Annotated in this window: 8 protein-coding genes; 2 read left to right on the top strand and 6 right to left on the bottom strand. The window is 66.1% G+C overall.

Annotated features, from left to right (window positions below; genetic code table 11):
• Positions 1-160: 160 nt before the first annotated feature.
• From L1965_RS15785 to L1965_RS15775, 3 genes are all read right to left on the bottom strand, one after another.
• Complete coding sequence (locus L1965_RS15785; RefSeq protein WP_235757389.1) at positions 161-682, bottom strand: flavodoxin domain-containing protein; 522 nt, start codon at positions 680-682, stop codon at positions 161-163.
• 151 nt (positions 683-833) lie between these two features.
• Complete coding sequence (locus L1965_RS15780) at positions 834-2561, bottom strand: SulP family inorganic anion transporter (RefSeq protein ID WP_235757388.1); 1728 nt, start codon at positions 2559-2561, stop codon at positions 834-836.
• A 76-nt stretch (positions 2562-2637) separates the two neighbouring features.
• A complete protein-coding gene (locus L1965_RS15775) occupies positions 2638-2898 on the bottom strand; it encodes a helix-turn-helix domain-containing protein (protein WP_235757387.1) in 261 nt (86 codons plus the stop codon).
• 500 nt (positions 2899-3398) lie between these two features.
• Between L1965_RS15775 and acuI the strand changes: the two genes are divergently transcribed.
• Both acuI and L1965_RS15765 read left to right on the top strand, forming a co-directional pair.
• On the top strand, positions 3399-4394 hold the full coding sequence (acuI, locus tag L1965_RS15770) for an acryloyl-CoA reductase (protein ID WP_235757386.1): 996 nt from the start codon (positions 3399-3401) through the stop codon (positions 4392-4394).
• Between the two features lie 171 nt (positions 4395-4565).
• On the top strand, positions 4566-5789 hold the full coding sequence (locus L1965_RS15765) for a cation:proton antiporter (protein ID WP_235757385.1): 1224 nt from the start codon (positions 4566-4568) through the stop codon (positions 5787-5789).
• Between the two features lie 358 nt (positions 5790-6147).
• Here the strand turns inward: L1965_RS15765 and L1965_RS15760 are convergent, their stop codons facing one another.
• The 3 genes from L1965_RS15760 to L1965_RS15750 all read right to left on the bottom strand — a co-directional run.
• The gene (locus L1965_RS15760) at positions 6148-7170 is read right to left on the bottom strand and encodes a methylenetetrahydrofolate reductase (protein ID WP_235757384.1); all 1023 of its coding nucleotides are present in this window, start codon (positions 7168-7170) and stop codon (positions 6148-6150) included.
• Positions 7167-7745, bottom strand: coding sequence for a methylenetetrahydrofolate reductase C-terminal domain-containing protein (locus tag L1965_RS15755; RefSeq protein ID WP_235757383.1), 579 nt, complete (start codon positions 7743-7745; stop codon positions 7167-7169). Before L1965_RS15755 ends, L1965_RS15760 begins: the two co-directional genes overlap by 4 nt.
• A 5-nt stretch (positions 7746-7750) precedes the next feature.
• A partial coding sequence (locus tag L1965_RS15750; RefSeq protein ID WP_235757390.1) for a hypothetical protein occupies positions 7751-7968 on the bottom strand: 218 nt, incomplete at its 5' end.

The raw sequence follows: 7968 nt of genomic DNA, 5'->3' as shown, positions 1-7968 counted from the left end.
CTGCACCGCAGCATTGCAACCGCCGCAGTGCAGAAAAATTACCGGAAGCCGATCGGGGCAAGATGGCGCCGCGGACGCGCCAGATCCGCGCGCGCGGCGGATGGCGACACCTGGCCGACCCGCTGCCCGACGATACAGGCCGCGTGCACGGGGCTGCCTTTCAGCTTTCCAGAAAAGAAACGACCTTGCCGGCAAGGGCGTCCCAATCGGTGAATTCCCGCACGCCGTCCGTCAATTCGATGTCCTGACCTTGCAGGACCGCATGCCGCACGATCTGGTTCTGGAAATAGTCATAGCTGCGGGTTCGCACCGCGCCTGCAGCAAGTACCTCTTGCGTCGGCGCAAAGCCGGTGCGCATCTCCATTTCGATCAGGTAGTCCTGCGCCTCCTCCAGCCCTTCGGGGAACGCCGCCTTGAGACTGACCGAGACCATCAGCGTCGGACATTTGTTCAGACGGTCCCTGGAGGCCGCGAGCATGGCTTCGAAGGCCGGCGGGTGGCGGCGCTCGTGGACTGGCGCGGCCAGAATGACCCGTTCGGCCTTTGCAAGCGACAACTCGGCCGCCTCGGAGGCATCGACCAAGGTGACGTCGTGACCGATCCTGCGGACCTGTTCGGCGATGAAGTCGGCAATCCTGCGGGTCTGGCCTTCGCAGGTCGCGAACAGAACGACGATTTCCATGTGCTACCTGCCAAGGGATTCTTCAGTCTGCCTCTCCACTATGCCGGGGACTGGCGTGGCCTGCCTTGTCCCAGATCAATTGGCGATCCGGCCGGGCCGTCCGGGACGGAGAGCGTGCCTGCCACAAGGCCGTCGCGCCGCAAGCGGGCGGTCAGACCGCCTGCTGACCGGTCGCGATCGGTGTGGGATTGCGAACAGAGGCCAGCGCTTCATCGACCGTTTTGGCATGGTGGACCAGGGGCCGCCGCAAGCCATGGGTCACGAACACGCGCTGGACGTCGCGGGTCGCCCCCGTGAGCCAGAGCGCCACACCCTGCCTGTGCGCCTTGTGCGCGAGACCCTCGATCATGTTGGCTCCGGTGGAGTCGAGAAAGGGCACGCCCGAGAAATCCACGATCAGCGCCTTGTGGGTATCCTGGATGCGGTCGAGAACGGAACCGATGGACGCCGTGGCGCCGAAGAAGAGCGCACCGGTGATCCGATAGATGACGACGTCGGGGTTTGCGGCCAGATCTTCGTCATAGGCCTCGCGCGGGTGTGCGCTGTCCGCCTCGTCCTGACCGACGAAGGCCGTCCTGGCGACGATTTCTGTCGACCGGCTCATGCGGTGAATGAACAGGACCGAGCCGAGCGCGAAGCCTACGACGATGGCCTCGGTCAGGTCGCGGAAGATGGTCAGGAAGAATGTGGCGCCGAGAACCGTCGCCTCGCCCCAGCCCGAGCGCAGAAGGATGGCGATGGCCGGTTTCTCGATCATGTTCCAGGCCACGACGGCCAGCACGCCTGCCAGTGCGGCAAGCGGGATGTAGGCCGCAAGGGGTGCGGCCACGAGCATGAAAAGAAGAATGAACACGGCATGAAGCATGCCGGCGACAGGTCCGTGCGCGCCCGCGCGCACATTGGTCGCGGTCCGGGCGATGGTGCCTGTCACGCAGAAGCCACCGAACAGCGACGATCCGATATTGGCCGCGCCCTGAGCGACAAGCTCGCAGTTCGAACGGTGCCTCCGGCCGGTCATGCCGTCGGCGACGACCGCCGACAGCAGCGACTCGATGGCGCCGAGCAGCGTGAAGGAGATGGCGGCCGGAAGGACAGCCGTGATCCTGTCCGCAGACAGGCTCGGCAGATTCGGGGCCGGAAGCGACGAGGGAATCCCTCCGAACTTCGTGCCGATGGTCTCGATGGGCATCGCCAGAAGCGCTGTCGCCACCGCCGTCAGGGCCACCGCGATCAGCATGCCCGGCCAGTGCGGACGCCAGCGGCGCAGCCCGACGATGATCGCAACCGTCGCGACGGACATCATGATCGCGGCCGGGGAGACGCTTTCTCGCGCCGCCCACAGGGCCGGGAGCTTTTCCAGAAGCTCGCCCGGCTCGTCCTCAAGCGTCAGGCCGAGAAGCTCCCTGATCTGGCTGGCGAAGATGATGACCGCGATCCCGGCCGTGAAACCGACCGTCACCGGAAAGGGGATGAACTTGATGAAGGTGCCAAGCCGCAAGAGCCCGACCGCTGCCAGCATCAGCCCCGACAGGAAGGTCGCGAGGAGCAGCCCGTCCATTCCGTGCAGCGCGACGGTGCTGGCAACCAGCACGATGAAAGCCCCTGCAGGGCCGCCGACCTGAAAGCGCGAGCCGCCGAGCATGGAGACGAGGAACCCGCCGACGATGGCAGTATAGAGGCCCTGGGCAGGGGTGGCACCGGACGCGATCGCGATGGCCATCGACAGGGGCAGCGCCACGATGGCGACGGTCAGCCCCGCGATGGTGTCCGCGCGCAGTTGCGGCACCCCGTAGCCCTCGCGCAGGACGGTGACAAGCTTCGGGGTGAAAAGCTCGGCAAAGCTCGGCGCGTCGCTCTGTCTGGTGGTCTGGTTTTTCATCGTGGGCCGCAACTTGGAAAGGCGAAGCGGCGGGATCGCAGGCTTTCGTCGGCGGTCGCCATCGCGGGGTGAAGGGTCAGGATCCTCGCGGGGGCGATCTCAGGCGCACACCGCGTCCCTGCGCGGTGCTTGTCATGCGCTCACCGATCAACTCGATGCCCGCGGATTCGAGCGCCGCAACGACCTTGGTCAGGCTGTCCACGACCCCGCGCACAGTTCCGGTGCCGGACTCCATGCGCTGAATCGTCGGGACGGAAAGCCCGGACAGATCGGCCAGGGCCTTCTGGTCGATCCCGAGAAGGGCGCGCGCGGCGCGCATCTGGGCTGACGTGATCACGAGCTGGGCCTCTGCTGCACGATACCCATCTAAAACATGGATATTGATCTTTCAAGCATCATAATTGATGTTCTGGATATGCAATGCCATGCCATGACAGCGTGGCCGACGCGGCGGGAATACCGGTCTGCCGGTCCTGATCGCTGACATCGACCCGTTGAGCGGCGAGCGTTTCATTGAGGAAGCGCGATCCGCAAGGTCTGGAAACGGGCCCGCACGGCCGCCGAGGCGTGGCGCGACGATGGAACCACCCGCACGCCGCCTGGTCGCCGGGTTTCGGGACCAGATTGGCCATCGGGATGGTGCGCAGACGGCATCGGGAACGGCGGCACGGATGTCGATGGGGTCACACCCGAAAACATGCGCGCCGCTTGCGTGGGCGAGTTGTTCTGGGCATGAAGTGGGGTGCGGGGGATGGCGCCGGTCGGTTTTGCGCCCGAAACATACGGATTTGCGGCATGATGAAAGACCCGAAGACCCCGAGGTAAAGGAAGGCTCAGATGTTCTACGCGCTTGTGGTGGAAAAGGACGAGGAAAGCGGCAAGACCAGCGCCGCGGTGAAGCAGATTGCGGTGGACGATCTGCCCGACGCCGAGGTTCTGGTTGCGGTCGAGTATTCGACGGTGAATTACAAGGACGGGCTGTGTGTCGGGCCGGGTGGCGGGCTGGTGCGCAAATATCCGCATGTGCCAGGGATCGACTTTGCCGGCACGGTCGAGGAATCGTCGGATGCCCGCTACAAGCCGGGCGACAAGGTGATCCTGACGGGCTGGCGGGTCGGCGAGGCACATTGGGGTGGCTATGCCCAGAAGGCGCAGGTCAGGGCGGATTGGCTTGTGCCCCTGCCCGATGGGCTCGATACGCGCACGGCGATGGCGGTCGGCACCGCCGGGCTGACCGCGATGCTGGCGGTGATGGCGTTGGAAGATCACGGCTTGCAGCCGGGCCACGGGCCGGTTCTGGTGACCGGGGCCGCGGGCGGCGTGGGATCGGTCGCAACCGCGATCCTGGCGCAGTTGGGGCATGAGGTGGCTGCGGTCACCGGGCGGCCGGAGACCGGCGACTACCTGAAGCAGCTGGGCGCGAGCCAGATCGTGCCGCGCGAGGAACTGACCGAGGTGACGCGCAAGCCGCTGGAGGCAGAGCAATGGGCAGGCTGCATCGACGCGGTGGCGGGCGCGATGCTGGGCCGGGTCCTGAAACAGATGAAATACGGCACGAGCGTTGCCGCAATCGGGTTGGCCGGCGGAGCCGCGATCGAGGGTGCGCTGATCACACCCTTCATCCTGCGTGGTGTGAACCTGCTGGGGATCGATTCGGTGATGCAGCCCTATGAGAACCGCTTGCGGGCCTGGCAGCGGATCGCGCGCGACCTGCCGATGAAGAAGCTGGAGGCGATGATCCGGCCCGCCATCCTGTCGGATCTGCCAGGGCTGGGGCGCGACATCCTGAAAGGCCAGGTCAAGGGCCGGGTGGTGGTGGATGTGAATGCCTGACTGCCGGTGACAGACGGGGTGCTGCGGGACCTCCTGCCGGAAAAAGCTGCACGACATGTCCGCTGATGGCGTCCTGACCCGGCGAAAGATCCTGGACGCTGGCCCTGCTGCTTGCCCAGACGGTTCTGGGCGCATTCAGGGCCTGGTATCAGGTTCAGCAAGAGGGCCGCGATGACGGAAGATCCAAACTACGGGTTGTTCATGCTCGTGCTCGGCAGCGTCGTGCTGGTTGCGGTTCCGGTCAGAAGCGCCCTGAAAAAGGCAGCCCTGCCCGCGCTGGTCGCCTTCATCGGCCTGGGATTCGGCCTGTCCGCCGCCGACCGGCATCTGGGAGGCGTCACGCGAGAGCTCGAGGATCAGATCGAATTGCTGGCGCAGTTGGGCCTTGTCGCATTGTTGTTCCGGGTCGGTCTTGAAAGCGATATGGACCGACTCGTTGAACAGTTGCGGCGCGCGGTCGCGATCTGGCTTCCGAACATGGCGATCCCTGCGGCGCTGGCCTTTGCGCTGATCTGGGCCTGGCCCGGCCTTGGCCCGATCCCGGCGCTGCTTGTGGGACTAGCGGCAAGCGCCACAAGCATCGGCGTCTCGGTCGCGCCGTGGGAAGAGGCCAATGCCCTGGAAAGCGACAATGGCGCGCTGATGCTCGACGTGGCCGAGCTTGACGACCTGTCGGCGGTGATCCTGCTGGGAATCGTCTTCGCCATTGCGCCAGGGCTGCAGCAGGGCGGCGGAATGATCGGCGAGGCGGTGCGGGCCGGTGCCATGCAGGTCGCGAAGATCGCCGTGTTCGTCGCGGGCTGCTATGTGTTTTCGCGTCTCGTCGAACCGAGGCTCGTGGCTGTCTTTGCCAGGATGGACCCGGTCAAGGGCCCGTTCGTTTTCGCGGCCGGAACCGTCTTCCTGATCGTTGCCGTGGCTGACGCAATCGGGTTTTCGATGGCTATCGGGGCAATCTTTGCCGGGCTTGCCTTCAGCCGCGATCCGGCAGAGTTGCAGATCGAGGATGCCTTCGCGTCCGTGCTTGCCCTGTTCGGCCCGTTCTTCTTTTTCTCCGTCGGACTCTCGGTCGGGCTGGAGAATTTCGGGGCCGCCCTGTCGCTTGCCGCAGCGCTGTTCATCGTGCTGGTCGTGGGCAAGCTCCTGGGGGCCGGGCTGGCGGCTTGGGCGATTGCCGGGCGACGGGCCGGCTGGCTGATCGGCGCAAGCATGGTGCCGCGGGCCGAGATCTTCCTGATCGTCATGGCGCACGGCTTGTCACTGGGCGCCTGGGCGGTGCCGCCCCAGCTTTACACGGCATCCGTGCTTGCGGCGGTGGCGACATGCATCGTCGGGCCTGTCGTTGTGACCAGGGTTCTGCAACACGAGGCGCGGCCAGGGGGCGGGGCGACATAAACCCAAGCCTGATCAGGCTGATGGATGCGGCCCTGAACATCCGGCGCATGAAGCGGATTCCTGGTGGCGAGTTGACAGCGCCCCTGGTCCATGAAGACGGCAAGGACCAAGAATTTCCGGTCTTCCGCGCATGGCTGAGCGGGCCCGTGATGGCGGTCTTGGGTTCCCGTTGCGCGGCCAGCGCAACGCCCGCGACGCTGACGCCGTGTGCGGCTGTGGCGACCAGCATCGCGTGGCCCTTCGGCTTCGCGCACCACGCGAGGCAATCGCATAGCCGATGGCGACAGAGCCAATCCCGGCCGACGCTGGCAACCTCCTGCATCGGTCCGGATCGGTCGCAATACCGTGCGCAGCCTTCCTAACCGGGCGTCGAGCCCGCGGCGGCTGCCCGCCTGCGCTGTGGAACCCGGGCCTGCAGCACGCCTGACTCGGCGATGATTTCCGAAACCTGATGCTCGCGCCGGTAAGCCATCACATGTACCCCCGAGACGCCCCTGATCTCGCGGATCTGCTGGATCAGTTCGATGCAGATACGCTTGCCCTCCTCGGCGGGTTTCGCGGCCTTTTCGATGCGCTCGATCACCGCGTCCGGAATGTGAATTCCGGGCACATTCGATCGCATCCACCGGGCCGCCTTGGCCGAGGCAAGCGGGCCGACGCCGGCAAGGATGAACACGCGGCCCTCAAGCCCCAGGTCGCGCACGCGCGCCATGAAGCGCTCGAAGACGGGCACATCGAAGATGTAGTTGGTCTGGATGAAGTCGGCGCCCGCCTCGACCTTCTTGGCCAGACGCTCGGGCCGCCAGTCAAGCGGCGCGACGCACGGGTTCTCGGCGGCGCCCAGGAACATCCGCGGCGGACGGCTGATACGGCGGCCAGAGAGGAACATCCCATCGTCCCGCATGGTGCGGATGGTCCGCAGAAGCGAGAGCGAATCGAAATCGAAGACCGGCCGCGCCCCCGGCTGGTCGCCGACGCCGACGCCGTCGCCGGTCAGGCAAAGGACGTTGCGCACCCCCATCGCCGCGGCGCCAAGAACGTCGCCCTGGATCGCGATCCGGTTCCGGTCGCGGCACGAGATCTGATAGATCGTGCCATAGCCGGCGCGGGTCAGCAACGAGCAGATGCCGATCGATGACATGTGACAGTTGGCGCCCGAGGCGTCGGTCGCATTGATGGCGTCGGCGACTTCGGCCAGAGGGCGGGCCGCCTCGAACACGTCGGCCGGATCGGCACTGTCCGGCGGGTTGAGCTCGGCCGTCACCGCGAACCTGCCCTGACGCAGCACGCGCTCAAGCCGGCTGCCTGACACATGGCCGGCCGGCGGCTCTTCGTAGGCAGGCATCCACGGGGCGTATTCGGAGCGTGTCTCATCGGTCATCGTGCGTCTCCCGACCGGACGGCTGCGGCCGGCTCCGGGGCCAGCGGCGCCGCCGCAGGTTCGTGGGCGCGGGCGTCGGCAAAGGCGCGGGCGATCGCGGTCCGGGGCGCGTCGCTGCCCTCTGACGACCGCGCCGCCTTTTCGCGTGCCACCCTGAGCCACGAGGAAGAACCCTCGAGGTTACGATCCACGGGCGGCTGCACATCGTTGATCTTGCCGCCCTCCTTCATGCGCGCGGCGCCGTCCCACGCCTGCACCCAGACGCAGCGCATCTGCGGCTTGACCTCGCAAAAGCCGCCCGGTCGCACGCCGCCGCATGGACCGTTTCGAAGCTGCTTCGGGCAGTTCATCGGGCACGACATTCCGGTCGAGGACAGAACGCACTGGCCACACATCTTGCAGTCGAACAACAGGCGCTTGGTCACCCGCTCGAACGCGGCGACCGGACGTTCGACGCGTTCGTAGCCGATGCGCGTGAACAGCGGATCAAGCGCGACCATCACGGCTTCGAACCGGGCATAGAACCATTCGAAGCTCCGGGCATGGCGGACAGCGAAAAGGCGAACACTGTACATGGATACTACCTCGATGCCTGGTCGACAGGCGCGGGATCGCACCTGCCTTGAATAGCATGGGCAGCCGCCACGCCAAGCTGTCCTTGCTGATTCTCATGCCTCCCGCGCGTCGTCAACCAGCCGGCGGGGAAGACGTTTGCGGCGCGTTCGAGGAAGTTGAGGGGGGTGAGGGGCTGGAAGTTTGCGGGGTTGCGGTCGAGATCGGTGTTGTAGGGGTTCTGCG

The organism is Paracoccus salsus (assembly GCF_021556615.1).
GTDB lineage: Bacteria > Pseudomonadota > Alphaproteobacteria > Rhodobacterales > Rhodobacteraceae > Paracoccus > Paracoccus salsus.
Note: the sequence above shows the minus strand (reverse complement) of the source record. Positions and strands in the feature narration are given on the sequence as shown.